The organism is Sphaerisporangium sp. B11E5 (genome assembly GCF_039871875.1).
Lineage (GTDB): Bacteria > Actinomycetota > Actinomycetes > Streptosporangiales > Streptosporangiaceae > Sphaerisporangium.
In genome coordinates, this window is sequence record NZ_JBDPMD010000061.1 from 13,787 (window position 1) to 32,625 (window position 18,839).

The window sequence follows — 18,839 nt, forward strand, 5'->3', positions numbered from 1 at the left end:
CCACCCTCGACTGGACAGTAGCCATGTACATAGTAGCCATGTACTCTATTTCCCATGAGCACGGAACCGCCGGGGCCGACCCCCGGATACCTGGTGTGGCGGCTGGCCAACAGGTGGCGGGTCGCCGTGGACCGCGCGCTCGCCCCGCGCGGCCTGACCCACAGCCAGTACGTGGTGCTGGCCTCCCTGTACGGCATGGAGGGCGCCGAGACGTCCCCCAGCCAGCGCGAACTGGCCGGCCACACCGGCCTGGAGGCGCTGTACGTGTCCAAGCTGGCCCGCACGCTGGAGGCCGACGGCCTCATCGAGCGCACCCGGGACCCCAGGGACACCCGGGCGGTACGGCTCGCGCTCACCCCCCAGGGCCGGGAGGCCGTCCGCCCCGCCATCGGCACCGTGCGAGCACTGCTCGACCGCCTGCTCCAGCCGCTCGGCGGACGGGACGACCCGCGTACCGCGGCGTTCGTCCGCGACCTGACGGCCCTGCTGGACGCCCCCCTCGACCTCCCCGACACCGAGAGGAACCCCGATGCCTGAGGTACGTGTACTCGACTCGACCATGCACTACGAGGACTCCGGGAGCGGGACGCCGTTCGTGTTCCTGCACGGCAACCCGGCCTCGTCCCACCTGTGGCGCGACGTCCTGCCCCGGATGGGCCCCGGGCGGATGCTGGCACCCGACCTCATCGGCATGGGCAGGTCCGGCAAACCCGACATCCCCTACCGCTTCGCCGACCACGCCCGCTACCTCGACGCCTGGTTCGACGCCCTCGGCCTGGACCGCGTCGTGCTGGTCGGCCACGACTGGGGCGGCGCCCTCGCCTTCGACCACGCCGCACGCCACCCCGGCCGGGTGCTCGGCGTCGCCTTCCTGGAGACCATCGTCAAGCCCATGTCCTGGGACGACCTGTCCCCCCAGGCCAGGAAACGCTCGGAACTGATCCGCGGCGACGCGGGCGAGGAACTGGTGCTCGACCAGAACCTCATGGTCCGCCAGGCCTTCACCGGCGGCGTGCTCACCCCGCTCACCGAGGACGCCCTGGCGCCGTACCTCGCCCCCTACCCCACCCGCGACAGCCGCCGCCCCCTCCTCGCCTGGGCCCGCCAGCTCCCCCTGGACGGCGACCCCGCCGACCTGCTCGTCCGCATCGAGGCCTACGACGCGTGGCTCGCCAAGAGCCCCGGCGTCCCCAAACTCCTGATGACCTTCGAGGGCTCCCCCACCCTCCTCATCGACGACCGCATGGCCGCCTGGTGCACGGAGAACATCGCCTCACTCGAAACCGTCCACTGCGGCCCCGCCGGCCACCACGCCCCCGAGGACCGCCCCGCGGAGATCGCCACCGCCGTCACCACCTGGGCCACCCGCCACGCCCTGCGCTAGCTCCCCAGCGGTGAACGGTTCACCTCTCGCCCGCTCCCCCCGGCCCTCTTCGCCCCGCACGGCGGAGAGGGCCTGGCCATGCACGGGTCCCCCCAGCCCCGGCGAGCACACGCGGTGAAGACCTCTTTGGTCCAGGAAAACACACCAGGCCCAGAGGGATCTCTGTCACCAGCACTGCCACGAAGTAACCACATTCACATCCGACCCTAGGTAGAGTACGAGTATGGGTACACCACGGATGACCCTTCAGACCCAACTTGTGCTCCGCGCGCTCCTGGTAGACGCGACCCGCGAAATGTACGGCCTGGAGATCTGCGCCGCAGCCGGCCTCCAACCGGGCACCATCCATCCGATCCTCGCCCGCCTAGAGGGAATCGGCTGGCTCGAGTCCCGGTGGGAGGACCTCGATCCCCATGAAGCCAAACGCCCGCGGCGACGTTACTACCAGTTGACACCAGACGGGCTGGAGCAAGCGCGTGTGGCGCTTGCCGAGGCCTCTACGAAGACACCTCAATTGTCCCTCCTGCCTCAGCGTCCGATTATGGGCGGTGCTACGTGAGTACTCAAAACGCTCGAGCGATCACGGAACGCGATGCAACCGTCAAACTGGCTGTAGCCGTTCAACTCGCCGGTGAAGCTGAACGCACCCAAAGCGAGGCGCTCGAGTTCGCCCACGAATTCGACACGTTCATCGATCAAGCACACTCGTCCAACCTGGCGGTCTATATGGACGTTGTCGCCTACCTCAACCGCCTCGATGCGCTCAGTCGGACATTCGAGCACAAGCTGAATTCCGTACACACGCTCGCCCGCCGTCTTGAAATAGATCACCACATCTACGAGGCGCGCGACTACATCCGAATTCTCATCGACAAGATCAATTGCGAACGCCCCCTCGACCGCCCGCGCTATCTGATCACCACAGGGCATGAAGTAGGGGTCGAACTGAGCCACACGCTGCGTGTAATGGCCTGGATCTTGTACGAGCTCTCCCGGACCGCCTGGGCCATGAGCGAAGCATCTCGGGCTGCCCTTGACTCCATACACAGTTCAGACGTTGCAAACCGCCCAGGCGACGTGTCACGGCCTGCGGCCGGCCTACTCAAAGTCGCTATTCAAATCGTGCCCAGCGCAAACCGGGAGCGTTATCGAGAAGAACTTCTGGCGGATCTGCATGACATTGCGTCAGGAAAGGCTCCAAGGCTGGCGCAGGTCCGCTATTCGATCAATCAAGTGCTCCGCGCCTTCCCTCTCCGATTAAGCCTTCGACGCCCGACATATTACGCACGAGACATAGCGTTCCGTCTCACGTACTGGCTATTGTCGTCCGACGTCCGGACGTGGGGATTTCTCGGACCTCTTCTCGCCTGGGGTATCGTCAACATCCACCTCCAACAGGGGTGGGGATCGGCACTCTTCACCCTGCCCGGCCTCGTCGCCTTCTACGCAGGGATCGAGTGGCTACGCAAGCGCTGGCGCGTCAAGTAGATCTTCAAATGCCTTCATAGGAGCAGCGGGGGACCGGTGTTGGAGATCAGCTTGCCGTCTGAGCCCCGGTTCGACGTGGGCCGGGGTGGCGTCCCACCATCTTCACGAATGTGACCGCCCCCGTAGAGGGCCGTGCCATGCGTGGGACCCGCACATCCCCGGCCCGCACGACAGGGTTAGCGTGGCGGGTGATCGGGTCTCGTCGGGCGGGAGGGTGTCATGGAGTACGTGCGGCTGGGGCGGACCGGGATGAAGGTGTCGCGGGTCTGCCTGGGGATGATGAGCTTCGGCGATCCGGAGCGGTGGCAGGGGTGGGTGCTGGACGAGGAGCGGAGCAGGCCGCTGGTGAGGAGGGCGGCCGAGGCGGGGGTGACGTTCTTCGACACGGCGGACGTGTATTCGTTCGGGACGTCGGAGGAGGTGACGGGACGGCTGCTGCGGGAGGTGTTCACGCGGCGCGAGGAGTACGTGCTCGCCACCAAGGTGTTCTTCCCCGTCGGGGAGGCGGTGAACGACGCCGGGTTGTCGCGCAAGCACATCATGTCGGCGATCGACGCGTCACTGACGCGGCTCGGCACGGACCATGTGGACCTCTACCAGATCCACCGATGGGACGACGCCACGCCGATCGAGGAGACGATGGAGGCCCTGCACGACGTGGTGCGCGCCGGCAAGGCCCGGTACATCGGCGCCTCCAGCATGTTCGCGTGGCAGTTCGCCAAGGCGCAGCACGTGGCCGAGGTGAACGGGTGGACGCGTTTCGTGTCGATGCAGGACCACTACAACCTTCTTTACCGAGAGGAAGAGCGGGAAATGGTGCCTCTGTGCGTGGACCAGGGGGTCGGGATGATCCCGTGGAGCCCGCTGGCCCGGGGGTTGCTGGCGCGGGCCGGGGGCGACGGGCAGGGGACGACGCGGGCCGGGGAGGACGGGCGGATCGAGGAGCTGTACGGGGGGCCCGGGGACGCGGCGGTGCTGCGGCGGGTGGCGGAGACGGCCGCCGAGCGCGGGGTGCCGGCGGCGCAGGTGGCGCTGGCGTGGCTGATGGCGCAGCCCGGGGTGTCGGCGCCGATCATCGGGGCGACCAAGGAGCGGCACATCGACGACGCGGTGGCGGCGGTCGATCTGCGGCTGAGCGACAAGGAGCTGGCGTCCCTGGCCGAGCCGTACGTGACGCGGCCGGTCAAGCACTGAGCCGATCAGATCACGCCGGGGATTCGATGTCCGTGGGGCGCCACCAGGGGTGCCGGACCGGCGCGGAGGCGGCCTGGTCAACCGGTGAGCAGGTCGGCGAGCATCAGGAGGATGTCGGCCGGGTTCAGGCTCAGGGCGATCCGCCGGGCCGCCGGGCCGGCCTCGGGGTCGTCGAGGAGTGAGCGCCAGACGTGCTCCAGCTCCGGCTGGGTGCGGGGACGGCCGGGGGCCAGGGAGAGCACGCCTTTCTGGGCGAGGTACGCCAGAAGGGGCAGGAGTTGGTCCCTGGTCTCGGCCAGGGTCCGCTGGACCTCGGCGTGGTCGCCGCGCAGACGCTCGGCGCCGCGTACGAGAACGTGCAGGGCCATGGCCCGTTCCGTCTCGCGGCGGCGCTGGGTGACGCGTTCGAAGGTGAGCGGGTGGACGCCGGCGCGGGCGGACACGAACTGGGCCTTGAGGGCGAGCATGTCGTTCTCGCCGCCGGCCGCGCCGATGGCCTGGTAGCCGGAGCTCGCGCCGTCCAGGAACCGGAGGACGGCGTCGCCGAGGCCGAGGTCGAGTGCCGAGTACGCGCGGAAGGCGTCGTTGGACAGCTCCAGCAGCTCCTCGTACCTGCGGAGCCGTTCGTGCAGGAAGGGGCGCACGGCTACTCGAACTCGACGACGGTCCGCGTCTGGCCGGTCGTCTCGTCGCGGAAGGACCGGAAGTACACGCCTTCCTCCACCAGTTCGACGTTGACCGTGCAGACACTCGTCCCGCCGCCGCTCCTCACCACGGCCGTCTCCGGGTCGACGAGCAGGCTCTCGATCTCGGTGCGTTCCACCACCGTCCTTCGCCGGACGGCGTCGAGCACCTCACGGGTCGTGCGGGCCAGCAGGTCACGCGCCGGGTCGGACCGGGTGTAGGGCTCCAGCAGGCCGGCCTCCCGCAGACCGGTGGTGAAGACCCGCTCCCACATCACGGTCACGATCGGGTCCGGGTGGTGCGGCTCGGGGTTGGCCGTGAGCCGCTCGTGGAACTCGTGGACGATGCCCGCCAGCCCGGCGGACGGCGTGCCCCCCGGCCCGGGGAGGTCCTTGCCGTCGGCGACCGCCACATGGGCCTGGACGCCGGCGGCGCGGGCGGCGACGAACCCGGCGAACTCCTCGGCGGGAAAGGCGAAACGCGTCAGGCTACGGAACCGCACATCGGACACCAGAACGGGAATGGAAAGGCTCACTTTCGGCATCGTGAATCGCGGCGCGGGAAAATGCCGCATCACCGGGTCGCTCGCGTACCGCTCGGCGACGGTCCGCGAGTAGGCGTCCGCCATTTCCCGCGCCCTGACCATCTCGAGAAACAGGTGACCGGCGTAGTCGCCCAGCCTGACGTCCGCCAACGCGCTCCCCCTCGCTCGTGTCCGCCAATCACGCCGAGAGCATGCCGATGACCTTCTCCAATCCCGCCGGCAGCTCGTCCTGAACGGCTTTCACATTCACGTTGAGCGCGTACTCCTTCTTCACCTCGACGTTGCTCGCGGTCTTGCGCTGGTAGGTCGCCGAGACCTTGAAGTTCACCGGGCCGAAGCCGCCGCCGGCCTCGGCCCCCACCCCGAGGTCGTCCGAGACGCTCGCGCTCTCCACGGAGTTGAGCTTGACGTTGAAGTCGACGACGACGTGCTCGATGCGCAGGGACGGGATGGGGAGCATGGCCAGCAGCGGCACCCGCACGTGGGTCGTCCTCAGCACGTCCTTGCCGTCGGGACCGACGTCGGTGCGGGTGTGCGAGAAGTCCACCATCACCAGTTCACGCTTGCTGAGGTCGGGCTTGTGCTCCGCGCCTCCTCCCCCGGTTCCTCCCCCCGTCCCTCCCGCCGGCGGCTTCGGGTCCGAGAACCCCACCTTGGTGATGAAGTCGACCGCGGCCATCGCGGAGGCCACCTGGGCGTCCACCGCCGCCTGGAGCGGGCCGCCGATCATCTTGCGGAAGTCGATGTTGTTGAGGTCGCTGGAGAAGTCCGTGGACGGCGTCGACATGACGTCGACGGGGGCCTCCGCGGCGGACGCCACCGCGCCGACGGCGGCGTGCGCCAGGTCCCCCGCCGCGGCGGCGACCTCCTCGGGGCTCGCGGGGTTCGCCGGGTTCGCCGCCTCGTCCCCGCGCTCGCCGGGCACGTTCGAATCGGCCATCTCTTCCCCTTCTTTTCAAGCGGCACGCCGCCGTCAAGGCCGCCTGAATTATGGAATAGCGAGCCACAGAACCGGCATGCCGAAGTGCCGGGTAATTCCAGGAACACGTCCATATTCCATGCCCGTGAACATGGCCGCAAGGAGGAAGTTGGAACACCAACCGGCGCCCGGACGGCGTAGGGTGACGGGTATGGGGCGGGCTAATGACGGGGCCGCGGCGGCGCTTGAGGAGTACGCGGACCTGTTCGCGATGACGGGCGGGGACGCGTTCCGGGTGCGGTCGTACCAGAAGGCGGCCAAGGCGATCGCGGGGCATCCTGAGGACATCTCGCGGGTGGACGTGCGCGGGGTGCCCGGGGTCGGTGAGGCGATCGCGAAGAAGGTCGAGGAGTACCTCGAACGGGGCAGCTTCCGGCAGCTCGACGCGCTGCGCGAGGAGGTGCCTGAGGGGGTGCGGCGCATGACGAGGATCGCGTCGCTGGGGCCGAAGAAGGCGGTGCTGCTGTTCCGTGAGCTCGGCATCGCCTCCCCCGAGGAGCTGGGGCAGGCGATCAGGGACGGGCGGCTCGCGGGGGTGCGGGGGTTCGGGGCGAAGACCGAGGAGAACCTGCTCAAGGGCATCGAGGAGCTTCAGCGGGCGGGCACGCGGGTGCACCTCGGGGTGGCGATGGACCTCGCGGAACGGGTGATCGCGTCGCTGCCCGCCGAGAGGATCGCCTACGCCGGGTCGCTGCGGCGCATGAAGGACACCGTCGGGGACATCGACGTGCTGGCCGTCGGGCCGGTGAGCCTGATGGACGAGTTCAAGGCCCAGCCGTACGTCACCGAGGTGATCGCGAGCGGCGAGCACAAGACGTCGATCCGCGCCGACCGGGGCCTGCAGGTCGATCTGCGGGTGGTGCCCGGCGAGTCGTGGGGCGCCGCCATGCAGTACTTCACCGGGTCCAAGGAGCACAACGTGCGCCTGCGCGAGATGTGCGTCAAACGCGGGTGGAAGCTGTCGGAGTACGGGCTCTTCGAGGGCGACGCCGTGATCGCGTCCCGCACCGAGGAGGACATCTACGGGGCGCTCGGCATGCAGTGGGTGCCGCCGCCGCTGCGCGAGGACGGCGGTGAGATCGAGGCGGCGCTCAAGGGGACGCTGCCCGAGCTCGTGACGACCGGGGACCTGAAGGGCGACCTGCACACCCATACCGACCTCACCGACGGCGTCGCGACGCTGGAGGAGATGGTCACGGCCGCCGCCGCGCGCGGGTACGCCTACTACGCGGTGACCGACCACGCCCCCAACCTGTTCATGCAGCGCATGACGCTGGAGAAGATGCGCGAGCAGCGCGAGGAACTGCACCGGCTGCAGGAGCGCTTCCCCGACATGCGGCTGCTGCACGGCACCGAGCTGAACATCGCCCCGGACGGCACGGTCGACTGGCCGGGCGAGATCCTTGCGGAGTTCGACGTGTGCGTGGCGTCGGTCCACTCCCACTTCACCCAGTCGCGCGAGGAGATGACCCGGCGCTTCGTCGCCGCCTGCGAGAACCCGTACGTGCACGTCATCGGCCACCCCACCACCCGCAAGATCGGCAAGAGACCGCCGGTGGACGCCGACTGGGAGACGGTCTTCGCCGCGGCGGCCCGCACCGGCACGGTGATGGAGATCGACGCCTACCCCGACCGCGCCGACCTCCCCTCGGACCTGGTGCGGATGGCCCGCCACCACGGCGTGAGGTTCTCCATCGACAGCGACTCCCACGCGGTGCCCCACCTGGCCAACATGCGTTTCGGGGTGGGCATCGCCCAGCGCGGCGGCCTGACCACCGCCGACGTGATCAACACCTGGCCGCTGGACCGCCTCCTCGACCTCCTCGCCTCCTAGGCCAAGGACCTGCCCACCCGGCCGCCGATCAGGACCGGGGCCGGACGAGTCGCGCGCCGGCATCGTGCCAGGCGGCGCGTGGATCCACGTCGCGACGGTGCGACCGTGGGATTCTGCCGCGGTCTGGGGACGGGGACTCGATGTCAACAGGGACGGCCGAACACTACAGAAGGTGCAAAACGCCGTCGAGACGGACGCTGCAATTGCTGATACAGCACTTAATTCCCCATAGCAACCGAAAATCGGACATTAATCCTCTTTTGTCTTCGCGCTTGACTCTTAAACCATCTCGATTTGCCCCATCAGCCGACTAATCGTTTAAAATCCGTAATCCGGCGCCACATCGTAGGAGCCACCGTGAGTGAACTGTTGCGGGTACCCCTGGAAGGCGGGGGTTACTTCCTGGCCGAGACATCGGCTGATGGCGTGGGCCCAGAGCGAGCCGCGCGTCCCGGCAAGATCGTTTCCGCCGGGATCGCATCACTGGAGGAGGCGCTCCAGCCGGTGCGCGACGCCGCCCGTGCCACTCTCGCGACATTCCGCGGCACCGGTCCGGACGAGGTGGAAATCGAGTTCGGGGTAAAGATCACTGCCGAGGCCGGGGCGGTCATCGCGAGAACCGGAGTCGAAGGCCACCTTGTCGTCAAGCTGATCTGGCGTGAGGCCCCTGAATAGACATGGATGCTGATGCGGCCGGTCCGGTGGCGCGAGCCGTCGCGGTGGTGCGTGACACACATGGACGGGCGGCGGGCATGGGATTTCTGGTCGGCCCGGCCGAACTCGTCACGTGCGCGCATGTAGTCACCGAGGCGGCCGGCGACCTCGCGGCCTTGGGACCCGGGCTACGGATCGCGGTGGAGTTTCCACTGGTGGCCGCCGGCATGCTCGTCGAGGCAGAGGTGGTGTGCTGGCTGGACATCGCCGATGACGAGTCGGGGGACATCGCCGGGCTCCGGCTGATGTCGCCGCCGGCCGGACTCGAACCGCTCCGGTTGGCCCGCGCAACGAAGGTGTGGAAGGACCCGTACATCACCTTCGGGATGCCTACCGGCCAAGACGCCGGCGTGTGGAGTGAGGGGAAGCTCCTCGCTCCACAGCGTCTTGGCTGGCTACAGCTCGAAGATTCCCGGCAGACGGGCTTCCCGGTGATGCGCGGCTTCAGCGGCGCGCCGGTCTTCGACACCGTGCTGGGAGCGGTCGCGGGCATGGTGGTGGCGGTGGAAAGCGAGGCGGGCAGACGCACGGGATATGCGCTGTCCACGCGCAGTCTTCTCGATGCCTGGCCAGAGCTGCGCCACGCTACGACGCCGTCGTCACCGTATCGAGGCTTGGCGGCGTTTCGGGAGGAGGACGCGGAAGTTTACTTCGGACGCGAACAGGAGACGACGAGGCTCCGCCGTCTCGCCGAGACCCGAAGGGGCATATGCGTCGTCGGGGCGTCGGGCAGCGGCAAGACTTCTCTGCTGCAGGCCGGGTTGATGCCCTATCTACGTATGTCGGGAAAACCGGTCTTGTTGCTCCGGCCCCGCGCCACCGCCTCTTTCCAGGCCACCCTCGCGCGTGGCTTCGCCGCCCTGCTCCCAGCCCCCGCTCGTACCGGGAAGCCTGAGGTGGCATCGGATCCCACCGATGACCGGTGGCTCACCGAACGGTCCGCTCGCACCGTCGAGGAGGAACTCGCCGCTGGACGAATGCACGAGCTGATCCAGGAGTGCAACGATCAGCTGGGGGAGATCGTCGTCATCGTGGACCCCTTGGAGGAACTGCTGATCAGTAACGACAGCAGGTCCATGGAAACCTTGGAGGCTCTTCTCGAGGTCATCGATGACTCATCCTCCCGAACCCCAGGGCTACGAGTTGTGGCGGCCGTGCGCGCCGACTTCCTGGAGACGATGCTGCGCCTCCCGAAGGTCGCCGGCCGTCTGGCGGCCGACCCGCTGTTACTGGGCACGCTCGACGACAGGGCACTCGGCCGGGTGATCACCGGCCCGATCGAGCCTTGGTGGGGCGTTGACTTCGAACCGGGGTTGGTCGAACGCATGCTCGCGGAGGCGCAACCCGCAGCCGAACCGTTGCCGCTGCTGCAGTTCACCCTCGACCAACTGTGGCGGCGACAGGCAAACGGCCTGATGACGCACGCTGCTTACGAGGAAATCCGCGGGGTGACCGGGGCTCTCGCCGACTACGCCGAAGAAATCTGGCGCGATGTCCTGACACCGGGACAGCACGACACCGCCAGGTGGCTGTTCGGGCAAATGGTCCGATCCGACAGATCGGGGCGGCACACCGGGCAGCCGGTGGCGCTCAACTCCCTCAGCCCCGCCCGCCGCTCGGTCGCTGTTCGGCTTGCCTCATCACGTCTCTTGGTCACCCGGGCGGGGGGGACCGTCATGTTGGCGCATGACGCCCTGATTCGCGAGTGGCCCCGGCTGGCGGACTGGGTGAGGGCGGACACCGATTTTCGTACCTGGCAGGACGACATCGCCGCGCGTGCCGCGCAATGGCTGGCGGCAGGGCGGGAAGCGACGGAACTGCTCGGCGGATCTGTGCTGGCCAGGGCGTTGAAGTGGCTTGCCGAGCGTGGCGACGATCTCAATGAGGACGAGCGGGCGTTCATCATGGCCAGCCGCACCGCCCGCCGTCGCCGGCTGCTCCGCAGGGTGGGCACGGTCTCGGCGGCCATCGTCATGATGGTCGTGCTGATCGCGGCCTTGACCCTGCTCAGGGTTCAGGATCGCGACGCGGATGCCGGCCGGCGGGTCTCCGCGTCGCGTCAGCTCGCCGCCCGCTCAGCCGATGCTCGGGCCGCTCCGGACGTCGCGGCATTGACGGCCATCGCCGCGTATCGAACGGAGCCGACACCTGAAGCGTGGACCAATCTGCTCCACCAGTATCTGCGCTTGCGGTCGGTCGAGAAGGTGTTGCCCCTGCCGGATGGGAACATTCAGGCCTACGCGACCGGCGATCATGGCCGGCAGGTCGTCATCCTCACCGCGGCAGGAGCGGCACTGCTGTGGCCGGGACAGAAAATTCACACACTTGTTCCTGGTCAGGTGTCCGGAACGGCCATCTCGCGTGACGAGCGTCGGGTCGCGACGGCGACCTTCACCGGTGAGTTGCTGCTGTGGGATACCAGAGATGTGACGGTGATCGCCCGGCTGGCTGTCCCACGACTGCGCCCCGGGGTGGAACGGTCGATCGAATCCCTCAGTTTCGACCCCAGCGGAAGACATCTGGTCGGCAAGCTGACAAGCGGACGCGGGGCATTTGTCTGGGACATACGCGACCCCGGCGCCCAGCCACAGATCCTCACCCCCGACAAGGTGGCCGGCCACAAACGTTTCACCGCCGTCTGGAATGGCACCGAGGGCCGGATTTTCACAGTCAGCGTAGGTGCGAGTGGCGGCGACTTCCAGACTTTTCTCGCGATGTGGGAGGGCACCCCGCCGTCGGTGCGACGCAGAGATGTCGCACCCGGTTTCGCCCCTCCCGGCTATGGCGTGCTATCACGCGATGGCGAGGTGCTGCTCGGGTGCCAGGCGGAAATCCGCGAGGTTGAGACGTTGTGGAGTTGGAGACTTGTCGACCTACTGACGGGAGTGTCCTACGGTGTGCCGTACAACGGGCGCCTGCCGTCCTGCCTGGAAAAGGACGCGACCTTTCCGATGAGTGACGGATCCCGAGCGACCCTGCTCTTCGACACCATCATCCGGCCCGCCAACCAGATCAAGGCCCGGACGCGGGAACCCGGCGGCATCGGTCCCGACATAGCGACTCCCGGCCAGCGGCCCTTGCCCCTTGCCGGCGGCCGCCTACTGATCACCACCAGTGGGCCGACCCTGTCCGTGCTGAAAGCGGAGGCAGGTACGATCCGGCCAGGCCTGCCAGGATTCGGATTAGAGGACGTCGAGGTCTCCGGTGACCTCGTGGCCACATACGGCGACACCCTGACCCTTTATGCGGGAAGCCCGCCTACGCGGAAGGCGCGGATCCCGTCGCAGTCCGCACACAAGTTCGCTTTCGTCGGGAGATTCCTCGCCGAAGGCACCGCACAGGGTGTGACGATCCATGAGGTGCCCTCACTGGGCATTCACGGCACGATCCCGATCCCCGGTGCGGCCTCGACCGCCACGGTACCCGAGATCGCCGGCGCCTCGGATGGTCGGCTTGTCGTGCTCAAAGACGGTGTCATCACCCAGTGGGATCCCGTGAACCTCGTGCCGGCGGCGGCTCCTCTCACCGTGCTCACCGCACCCGGCGACCAGGGCGGCCAGCTCTCCCAAGCCCGAATAGCGATCGCGCCGGTCGGCCCGCAGAGCGCCATGCGCATGCCGAGCACCATCCGCATGGTTGCCGTCACCGTGCCGGGAACTCCACGCGTCGAGGTATGGGACATCCAGAACCGCCGCCGCCTGGGTGTCGCGGTGACCGCCTCGGGGAAGCCCGCCGAGTCGGTCAGGTTCGATACCTCAGGGCAGCATCTCGCTGCGGTGGATTCCAACGGTGGTGTCACGGTGTGGGAGTCCAAGACCTGGCACGAGGTTATCTCCGCGGAAGATCCCAGTGGGTCGGCGCGGCTGCTCGGCTTCAGCGGCGGCCACCTGATCACCATCAAGGAAGGGGGAGTACTCCATGTGATGAGCACGGATGGACACGAGGCATGGGTGAACCTGGTAGGACCGATCTTGACGTCGGCCGACAGCTCGCTTCAATACGCGTTGTCAGCAAGCGGTGAACAGTTCGCGGTGGCAGCCGAGCACGATGTGCTCCGGACGCTTGCGTTTTCCCCTGAGGTCTGGATCCGGCACCTGTGCGCGCTTGCCGATCGTGAGCCCACGCCGGGAGAAAGGGCCCACTATCCCGACGGCGCCACCAAGCAACCCCTCTGCTCGCGCTCCTAAAGGAGATCAGGTGCTCCGCTTGTGTACGGCGATGCTCACCATGACGCTTCTGGCTGGCTGTGCCGCCGGAGGCGTGAACGTACCCGACCCCACGCCGGCCGTGGTGGGGGAAACGAGTAGCCCCAGCCCGGCAACAGCCTACGACGCCGCCGCCGTGCGACGGCTGATGGAGGCGGACAAAGTAACCAAAATCATCGATGACGGCAGCCGGCAACCGGGACCGCTGCGTGCAGCACATGGCATCTGCCCTCACTGGCCGAAGGACTGCCAAGTGGCTTACTTCTTCTACGGCGACGACAAGGTAGGGGAGGTCAGGGCGCAGATCCTAGCGGTCGAGGGCTCTGATGGCCGCGTCGTTACCTTGGTCTTCCCCCAGTTCGGGCCGAACGACGCCAATTGCTGTCCTTCGCGCCCGGACCGGCATGTGCACTACACCTTCCGTGGCGGTGTCCTGGAGGCGGATCAGTCCCTTCCCCCGGGCAAGGTCTGGAACTACCTCGAGTGCACACCCGTCGACGCGCCCGGGTGCTCGTTCACGCTCGACCTGAACTCGCCGCCCCCTCGTTGAGCTCACCGACTGCGGTCGCCGAGACGGCTCTGGTCCCCCACCGCTCGATTGTGGGATGCCTGAGACCAGTGACCCGGATCGGCTCACATGAGAAAGGACCACCCGGACCCCGAGGGCCGGGTGGTCCCGTCCGGCCGGAGGCGGCGCGCCCCCGGCCGGGTGGATCCGCGGTGGGTCAGTGCGTGACGGCCTTCTCGGCGCCCGCGCCGGTGAGGGAGCGGACCTCGATCTCGGCGTACTTGGCGGCGTTGTACTCCTTGCTGAGCACGGTGCCGATGTAGCCGGCGAGGAAGCCGATCGGGATGGAGACGAGGCCGGGGTTGTCCAGGGGGAACCAGTGGAAGTCCGCCGTCGGGAACAGCGAGGTCTTCTTGCTGGAGACCACCGGGGAGAAGATGACCAGGAACAGGGCGGAGCCCAGGCCGCCGTAGATGGCGGAGACGGCGCCGGTGGTGTTGAAGCGCTTCCAGAAGAGGCTGTAGATGATGGCCGGGAGGTTGCCGGAGGCGGCGACCGCGAAGGCCAGGGCCACGAGGAACGCGACGTTCAGCGACTGGGCGAAGATGCCGAGCACGATGCTGACCGCGCCGATGGCGAAGGCGGCGATCCTCGCCACCCGCACCTCCTGCTGGTCGGTGGCGGTGCCCCTCTTGAAGACGTGGGCGTACAGGTCGTGCGCGAAGCTGGACGACGACGCCAGCGTCAGGCCCGCGACCACCGCGAGGATGGTGGCGAACGCGACGGCGGCGATGATGGCCAGCAGGATCGTGCCGCCCACGTCGCCGAAGATGATCTGGCCGACCTTCTCCGCGAGTTGTGGCGCCGCGGTGTTGCCCGCGGCGTTCTGCGCCGAGATCGCCTTGCTGCCGACCAGGGCGGCGGCGCCGAAGCCGAGCACCAGGGTGAGCAGGTAGAAGACGCCGATGATGCCGATGCCCCAGATGACCGACTTCCTGGCGTCCTTGGCGGTGGGTACGGTGTAGAAACGGATGAGGATGTGCGGCAGGCCGGCCGTGCCGAGCACCAGCGCGAGGCCGAGGCTGATCAGGTCCAGCTTGCCGACGAGGCCGGCGGCCTCGGTGCCGTACCGCAGGCCGGGCTCAAGGAACGCCCCGCCCTTGTCGCTCTGCGCGGCGGCGGTGCCGAGCACCTCCGACAGGTTGAAGCCGAAGTGCGCGAGCACCATGATCGTCACCAGAGCGGCGCCGCCCATGAGCAGCACGGCCTTGACGATCTGCACCCAGGTGGTGCCCTTCATGCCGCCCACGACCACATAGATGATCATGAGGACGCCGACCACCACGATGGTGCCGGCCTTGCCCTCGTCGGAGGTGATGCCGAACAGCAGGCCGACCAGCGCGCCCGCGCCGACCATCTGGGCGAGCAGGTAGAAGATGCTCACCACGATGGTGGAGACGCCGGCGGCCGTGCGCACCGGGCGCGGGCTCATCCGGAAGGCCAGCACGTCGGCCATCGTGTACTTGCCGGAGTTCCGCATCAGCTCCGCGACCAGCAGCAGCGCCACCAGCCACGCGACGAGGAAGCCGATCGAGTACAGGAAGCCGTCGTAGCCGTACAGCGCGATGATGCCCGCGATGCCGAGGAACGACGCGGCGGACATGTAGTCGCCGCCGATGGCGAGGCCGTTCTGCACGGGGCTGAACGACCGGCCTCCGGCGTAGAAGTCGGCCGCGCTCTTGGTGTGCCGGCTCGCCCAGAAGGTGATGCCCAGCGTCGCGGCGACGAACAACAGGAACAGGACGATGCCGAGCGCCTGCTCACTCATGCGTGCCTCCCTCGATGTCGGCGCGCAGCTTGTCCGACAGGGGGTCGAGCTTGCGGGCGGCGTGCCGCGAGTACCCCCAAGCGATCAGGAACGTCGACACGAACTGCAGAATGCCGAAGATCAGGGCGACGTTGATGTTGCCGAAGACCTTGGTGCCCATGAAGTCCCGCGCGAAGCCGGACAAGATCACATACAGTAGATACCAGACCAGAAAGGCGATGGTCACCGGGAAGGCCCACGAACGGTAACGCCGGCGCAGTTCCTGGAAATCGGGACTGGCTTGCATCTGTTCATATACCGATGACTCGTCATGTCGCGTGGCCACAAAACCTCCCACGTTGTGACTTGGATCACGCCTACGGTAGGAGGGGAGTGAGGGCGGCGCAGGCCCCGGCGCGCTTCCGTCGCCAAGCCGTACCTAACGCTCGGTCACGGGGGCGAGCGGTGCGCCGAAAGGGGCGTTCCACGCGACGAATGGTCCATGCCGACAAGCCGGTCAGGTCGAACGGGGCCGCCAGTCGCCGCGGTCGACGTTCAGCGCCTCGGGCGCGTGCAGCCGCACCATCGTACGGGCCACCCCCCGCGGTACCCGCCCGGGGGTGAACAGCGACACGGCGATCATCACGACGAACGCGATGGGCACGGTCCAGGCCGCGGGCTGGGCGAGCAGCGCGCCGGTCCAGCCGGTGTACGGCCCGCCGACGATCACCGCGATCACCGCGGCGCTGGCCAGCCCGCCGCCCGCGACCAGCCCGGCCATGGCGCCGGTGGTGGTGAGCCGCCGCCACCAGATGCCGAGCACCAGCAGCGGGCAGAACGACGACGCCGCCACCGCGAACGCCAGCCCCACCACGTCCGCCACCGAGAGCGACCGGGCCGCCATGGCGAGGCCGAGCGGCACGGCCACCGCGAGCAACGTGGCGGCGCGGAACGACGGCACTCCCCCGCGCAGGATGTCCTGCCCGATGACCCCGGCCACCGACACCGCGAGGCCGGAGGACGTGGACAGGAACGCGGCGAACGCCCCGGCGATGACGAGCGCGGTCAGCCACTCCCCGGCGGTGCCGCCGACCAGCCGCCCCGGCAGGGACAACACGACGGCGTCGGTGCGGCCGGTCATCAGCAGCTCGGGGGTGTACAGCCGGCCGAGCGCGCCGTAGACGGCGGGCATCAGGTAGAAGGCGCCGAGCAGGGAGAGCACCACCAGGGTGGTGCGGCGCGCGGCGCGGCCGTCGGGGTTGGTGTAGAAACGCACCAGCACGTGCGGCAGGCCCATGGTGCCGAGGAACGTCGCGAGGATCAGCGAGTACGTCGTGTACAGCGGGTGCTCGCGGCCCTGCAGCGGCAGCAGCCACTGCTGGTCGTTCAGCACCGGCAGGTCGTCCATGTGGGGCACCGGGGCCCCGGCGGGGAACGTCACCGTGGTGTCGTGCCGCACCCGGTGCTCCCCCGGGGTCAGGGTGAGCGGGGCGTCGCGCAGCCGGCGGCCGTCCACCTCGCCGGTGACCGTCACCTCCACCGGGGCGAGCACCCGCACGGTGACGTCGGTGCCGACCGCGACGGCGGTGCGCTCGGCGAACACCGGCGGGGCGTCGCCGCCGAGGTCGGGCCGCCCCTGGCCGTACCAGGCGAACAGCAGGAACACCAGCGGCACGGCGAGCGCGGTGAGCTTCAGCCAGTACTGGAACGCCTGCACGAACGTGATGGAGCGCATGCCGCCGGACAGCACGTTGACCGCCACCACCACGGCGACCAGCACACCGCCGGCCCAGGGCGGCGCCCCGGTGACCATGCGCAGCACCAGCCCGGCGCTCTGGAACTGCGGCATCAGGTAGAACCAGCCGATCAGCACGACCAGCACGCTCGCCATGCGCCGCACCGCCATCGACTCCAGGCGCGCCTCGGCGAAGTCGGGCAGGGTGTAGGCCCCCGAGCGGCGCAACGGGGCCGACACCAGGACCAGCAGCACGAGGTACCCGCCGGTCCAGCCGACCGGCAGCCACAACATGTCGGCGCCGTAGGCGAGGATCAGGCCCGCGATGCCGAGGAACGACGCCGCCGAGAGGTACTCCCCGCCGATCGCCGAGGCGTTCCACAGCGGCGAGACGGTGCGGGAGGCCACGTAGAAGTCGGAGGTCGTGCGGGACAGGCGCAGCCCGAACGCCCCGATCAGGATGGCCGCCACCACGACGACCGCCACGGCCGCCAGGCCGAGCGCGGGACTCACTGGCGTTCGACCAGGTCGGAGAAGTGGCGCTCGTTGCGCTCGGCCTGCCGGACGTACAACCAGGCCCCCACCACGAAGGCGGGGTAGATCAGCCCGGCCAGCACCACCCACGGCAGCGGCAGGCCGGCGACCCGCAGGTCGCGCAGGTGGGGCACCAGCAGGAACAGCAGCGGCAGCCCGCCGACGACGCAGCCGAGCACGGTGCAGACGAACAGCCCGAGGCGGAACTGGGTGCGGACCAGCGAGCGCATGTACACCTCGCCGAGCCGGGTCTGCTCGTCGATCTCCATGGTGGCCGGGTACCGGGGGCGGCGCGCGGCCGTGGTGCGCGGGCTGGTCACGACCTCACGGCGCGGCCGCTCGGGCGTCCGCGTCATTCGGCGCGGCCCTTCCTGGCCCGCCGCACCAGCAGGTCGCGCAGCTCGCGGGTGTGCCGGCGGCTCACCGGGATCTCGGTGTCGCCGATGCGCACGGTGCAGCGGCCGGAGTCGATGTGCAGCTCGTCGATGTGCTTGAGTGCCACCAGGTGGCTGCGGTGCACCCGGACGAACCCCCCGGCGGCCCAGCGCTCCTCCAGCACGGCCAGCGGGATGCGCACCAGGTGGCTGCCGGTGGCGGTGTGCAGCCGCGCGTAGTCGCCCTGCGCCTCGACGTACCGCACGTCGGAGCTGGCGACGAACCGGGTGACGCCCGCCAGCTCCACCGGGATGGTCTCGGTCTCCGGGGGCGGGCGTGTGGCGTCGGACGCCCCGCCGGGGGCAGCGGGGGCACCGGGCGCGCCGGGCAGGTTGGCGCAGACCCGGCGGACGGCCTCGGCGAGCCGCTCGGGGCGTACCGGCTTCAGCAGGTAGTCCTCGGCCTTGATCTCGAAGGCGTCCACCGCGTGCTCCTCGTAGGCGGTGACGAACACCACCCGGGGCGGCCGGGCGAACTGCGCGAGCAGCCGGCCGAGCACCACGCCGTCCAGGCCGCGCATGCGGATGTCCAGGAACACCGCCTCCACCGGCTTGCCGTCGGCCATCGCGCGGTCCAGCATCTTCAGGGCCGAGGCGCCGTCGCGGGCCAGCGCGACCTCGCCGATCCGAGGATCGGCGCGCAGCATGTAGGCCAGGTCTTCCAGCGCCGGCTGCTCGTCGTCCACCGCCAGCACGCGCAGGCCGGTCACATCCACTTCCATTCACCCGTCGCACACCCGAATTCCCTAGAGAGTGATGAATCAGGCGAGGTAAGTCAACGGGGTGGAGGGCCTC

Annotated in this window: 17 protein-coding genes; 9 read left to right on the forward strand and 8 right to left on the reverse strand. The window is 68.8% G+C overall.

Annotated features, from left to right (window positions below):
- The first annotated feature begins 54 nt into the window (after positions 1–54).
- From ABGB17_RS34465 to ABGB17_RS34485, 5 genes are all read left to right on the forward strand, one after another.
- The gene (locus ABGB17_RS34465; protein ID WP_347637726.1) at positions 55–537 is read left to right on the forward strand and encodes a MarR family transcriptional regulator; all 483 of its coding nucleotides are present in this window, start codon (positions 55–57) and stop codon (positions 535–537) included.
- A complete protein-coding gene (locus ABGB17_RS34470) occupies positions 530–1,384 on the forward strand; it encodes a haloalkane dehalogenase (protein WP_347637728.1) in 855 nt (284 codons plus the stop codon). Before ABGB17_RS34465 ends, ABGB17_RS34470 begins: the two co-directional genes overlap by 8 nt.
- Before the next feature lie 295 nt (positions 1,385–1,679).
- Complete coding sequence (locus ABGB17_RS34475) at positions 1,680–1,943, forward strand: helix-turn-helix transcriptional regulator (protein WP_347637775.1); 264 nt, start codon at positions 1,680–1,682, stop codon at positions 1,941–1,943.
- On the forward strand, positions 1,940–2,872 hold the full coding sequence (locus ABGB17_RS34480; RefSeq protein ID WP_347637730.1) for a hypothetical protein: 933 nt from the start codon (positions 1,940–1,942) through the stop codon (positions 2,870–2,872). The genes ABGB17_RS34475 and ABGB17_RS34480 overlap by 4 nt, the downstream gene beginning before the upstream one ends.
- Before the next feature lie 219 nt (positions 2,873–3,091).
- Positions 3,092–4,066, forward strand: a complete 975-nt coding sequence (locus tag ABGB17_RS34485; RefSeq protein ID WP_347637732.1) for an aldo/keto reductase — start codon at positions 3,092–3,094, stop codon at positions 4,064–4,066.
- A 77-nt stretch (positions 4,067–4,143) separates the two neighbouring features.
- On the opposite strand, the gene ABGB17_RS34490 is transcribed toward ABGB17_RS34485, so the two are convergent.
- Genes ABGB17_RS34490 through ABGB17_RS34500 form a run of 3 tightly spaced genes read right to left on the reverse strand, consistent with a single transcriptional unit; the run spans position 4,144 to position 6,234 of the window.
- Positions 4,144–4,710 carry a hypothetical protein gene (locus ABGB17_RS34490; protein WP_347637734.1) on the reverse strand — a complete coding sequence of 189 codons (567 nt, stop codon included), beginning with the start codon at positions 4,708–4,710 and terminating at the stop codon, positions 4,144–4,146.
- 2 nt (positions 4,711–4,712) lie between these two features.
- Positions 4,713–5,444: a hypothetical protein gene (locus tag ABGB17_RS34495; RefSeq protein WP_347637736.1), complete on the reverse strand. Its 732-nt coding sequence runs from the start codon at positions 5,442–5,444 to the stop codon at positions 4,713–4,715.
- Positions 5,445–5,472: 28 nt separating this feature from the next.
- Positions 5,473–6,234, reverse strand: a complete 762-nt coding sequence (locus ABGB17_RS34500; protein ID WP_347637738.1) for a DUF2589 domain-containing protein — start codon at positions 6,232–6,234, stop codon at positions 5,473–5,475.
- A gap of 190 nt (positions 6,235–6,424) precedes the next feature.
- Between ABGB17_RS34500 and polX the strand changes: the two genes are divergently transcribed.
- The 4 genes from polX to ABGB17_RS34520 all read left to right on the forward strand — a co-directional run bounded on the left by polX (position 6,425) and on the right by ABGB17_RS34520 (position 13,576).
- A complete protein-coding gene (gene polX / locus ABGB17_RS34505) occupies positions 6,425–8,107 on the forward strand; it encodes a DNA polymerase/3'-5' exonuclease PolX (protein ID WP_347637740.1) in 1,683 nt (560 codons plus the stop codon).
- 357 nt (positions 8,108–8,464) lie between these two features.
- A complete protein-coding gene (locus ABGB17_RS34510; RefSeq protein WP_347637742.1) occupies positions 8,465–8,782 on the forward strand; it encodes a CU044_2847 family protein in 318 nt (105 codons plus the stop codon).
- A 2-nt stretch (positions 8,783–8,784) separates the two neighbouring features.
- On the forward strand, positions 8,785–13,008 hold the full coding sequence (locus ABGB17_RS34515) for a trypsin-like peptidase domain-containing protein (RefSeq protein ID WP_347637744.1): 4,224 nt from the start codon (positions 8,785–8,787) through the stop codon (positions 13,006–13,008).
- 31 nt (positions 13,009–13,039) lie between these two features.
- Positions 13,040–13,576, forward strand: coding sequence for a hypothetical protein (locus ABGB17_RS34520; protein ID WP_347637746.1), 537 nt, complete (start codon positions 13,040–13,042; stop codon positions 13,574–13,576).
- 175 nt (positions 13,577–13,751) lie between these two features.
- Here ABGB17_RS34520 and ABGB17_RS34525 read toward each other — a convergent pair whose 3' ends face one another.
- From ABGB17_RS34525 to ABGB17_RS34545, 5 genes are all read right to left on the reverse strand, one after another.
- On the reverse strand, positions 13,752–15,362 hold the full coding sequence (locus ABGB17_RS34525; RefSeq protein ID WP_347637748.1) for a cation acetate symporter: 1,611 nt from the start codon (positions 15,360–15,362) through the stop codon (positions 13,752–13,754).
- Positions 15,355–15,648 carry a DUF485 domain-containing protein gene (locus ABGB17_RS34530; protein ID WP_347637777.1) on the reverse strand — a complete coding sequence of 98 codons (294 nt, stop codon included), beginning with the start codon at positions 15,646–15,648 and terminating at the stop codon, positions 15,355–15,357. The genes ABGB17_RS34525 and ABGB17_RS34530 overlap by 8 nt, the downstream gene beginning before the upstream one ends.
- Positions 15,649–15,858: 210 nt before the next feature.
- Complete coding sequence (locus tag ABGB17_RS34535; RefSeq protein ID WP_347637750.1) at positions 15,859–17,589, reverse strand: cation acetate symporter; 1,731 nt, start codon at positions 17,587–17,589, stop codon at positions 15,859–15,861.
- Complete coding sequence (locus tag ABGB17_RS34540; RefSeq protein WP_347637752.1) at positions 17,586–17,966, reverse strand: hypothetical protein; 381 nt, start codon at positions 17,964–17,966, stop codon at positions 17,586–17,588. Before ABGB17_RS34540 ends, ABGB17_RS34535 begins: the two co-directional genes overlap by 4 nt.
- On the reverse strand, positions 17,963–18,754 hold the full coding sequence (locus ABGB17_RS34545) for a LytTR family DNA-binding domain-containing protein (RefSeq protein WP_347637753.1): 792 nt from the start codon (positions 18,752–18,754) through the stop codon (positions 17,963–17,965). The genes ABGB17_RS34540 and ABGB17_RS34545 overlap by 4 nt, the downstream gene beginning before the upstream one ends.
- Between the last annotated feature and the right edge of the window lie 85 nt (positions 18,755–18,839).

What these genes read in the sequence shown, in the direction of transcription:
- ABGB17_RS34465 (WP_347637726.1), top strand. Translation starts at nt 55, where the DNA reads ATGAGCACGGAACCGCCGGGGCCGACCCCCGGATACCTGGTGTGGCGG.
- ABGB17_RS34470 (WP_347637728.1), top strand. Translation starts at nt 530, where the DNA reads ATGCCTGAGGTACGTGTACTCGACTCGACCATGCACTACGAGGACTCC.
- ABGB17_RS34475 (WP_347637775.1), top strand. Translation starts at nt 1,680, where the DNA reads ATGTACGGCCTGGAGATCTGCGCCGCAGCCGGCCTCCAACCGGGCACC.
- ABGB17_RS34485 (WP_347637732.1), top strand. Translation starts at nt 3,092, where the DNA reads ATGGAGTACGTGCGGCTGGGGCGGACCGGGATGAAGGTGTCGCGGGTC.
- ABGB17_RS34500 (WP_347637738.1), bottom strand. Translation starts at nt 6,234, where the DNA reads ATGGCCGATTCGAACGTGCCCGGCGAGCGCGGGGACGAGGCGGCGAAC.
- polX (WP_347637740.1), top strand. Translation starts at nt 6,425, where the DNA reads ATGGGGCGGGCTAATGACGGGGCCGCGGCGGCGCTTGAGGAGTACGCG.
- ABGB17_RS34515 (WP_347637744.1), top strand. Translation starts at nt 8,785, where the DNA reads ATGGATGCTGATGCGGCCGGTCCGGTGGCGCGAGCCGTCGCGGTGGTG.
- ABGB17_RS34520 (WP_347637746.1), top strand. Translation starts at nt 13,040, where the DNA reads ATGCTCACCATGACGCTTCTGGCTGGCTGTGCCGCCGGAGGCGTGAAC.
- ABGB17_RS34525 (WP_347637748.1), bottom strand. Translation starts at nt 15,362, where the DNA reads ATGAGTGAGCAGGCGCTCGGCATCGTCCTGTTCCTGTTGTTCGTCGCC.
- ABGB17_RS34530 (WP_347637777.1), bottom strand. Translation starts at nt 15,648, where the DNA reads ATGCAAGCCAGTCCCGATTTCCAGGAACTGCGCCGGCGTTACCGTTCG.
- ABGB17_RS34540 (WP_347637752.1), bottom strand. Translation starts at nt 17,966, where the DNA reads ATGACGCGGACGCCCGAGCGGCCGCGCCGTGAGGTCGTGACCAGCCCG.